A 991-nucleotide genomic window follows, 5' to 3' on the forward strand; every position below is an offset into this window, starting at 1 on the left:
GTACGACATCTGGGTGCGCCTGCCGCGAGGCACCGTCCACAACGACTCCCGGGCCACCTACGAGATCACCACCAGCTCCGGTGTGGAGACCGTCACCCTGGACCACACCGCCGCCAACGACACCTGGATCAACCTCGGCAAGTACGGCTTCGAACTGCTCCACGACACCGACGTCCAGCTGCGCCTGCTCAACGGACCCGCCGTCCCCGGTGACGCCGTGGCGGAAAGCCTGCTGGCCGACGCGGTCATCGTCGCCCCCCACCAGGACTGACGACACCACAGCGGAGCGGCACGAGACCGGCCACCGGCCGTGAAGTGAATCCGCCTCATACCCAGCCGGGCTGTCGCCATGGACGTGCGGCGGCCCGGTTCCTCGCCCACCGCCGAGGATGACTCGTGGAATACCTTCGGATCCCGGTATTGACCTGGCCGAACAGAGCGAGATTTCAGCGGTCACTCGATACCAGTACGTGAGTTGTCCCAACGGCCCGGACAACCGCCATCGACGATGGGGGTGCTGTGCTCTGGTGAGGGTGGGAGCTTGTTAAAAGGTAGATCGTAGGTGAGTGAAGGTCTGGTGACAGGCCGGGTGGCCATTCTTGAGCGAGTCCGCTGTTTTACGCGGGCTCCAGGATGCCGTCCGAATCGGGGTCGCCGTGTTCATCGGGTTGAAATCGGCTTATAGGGGCCAGTCACTCATAAGGCAGTGGGGGCGCGGTGGCCGTAAGGCGCTGGCCGGTTGTGTCGCGTCCTTGGTGGGGGCGAGCCTGCTGGTGGGGGTGTCGGTTTCGCCCGCTCTGGCGGATGCGGTGCGGCCGGGGAACGCCGCGGCGTTGCTGGCGCAGGCGCCGGGTGCGGTGGAGCTGGGTGGTGGGGCCGGGCAAGCGGGCAGGAGCGGTGATTACACCCATTCTTACCCGTTCGAGGTGCCGCCGGCGCGTAAGGGCCGCACCCCGGGGGTGGGGTTGGTCTATTCCTCGGGTGCCTCGAC

2 protein-coding genes are annotated in these 991 nt (G+C 66.7%); both read left to right on the forward strand.

The features are described from left to right. Positions 1-271 (forward strand): golvesin C-terminal-like domain-containing protein (locus tag ACTOQ1_RS42845; RefSeq protein ID WP_440074352.1); only part of this gene is annotated, 271 nt, incomplete at its 5' end. 328 nt (positions 272-599) lie between these two features. Continuing rightward, a partial coding sequence (locus ACTOQ1_RS42850; RefSeq protein WP_440074354.1) for a hypothetical protein occupies positions 600-991 on the forward strand: 392 nt, incomplete at its 3' end.

Origin of the sequence: Streptosporangium sp. OZ121 (assembly GCF_051918885.1) — a bacterium.
GTDB lineage: Bacteria > Actinomycetota > Actinomycetes > Streptosporangiales > Streptosporangiaceae > Streptosporangium.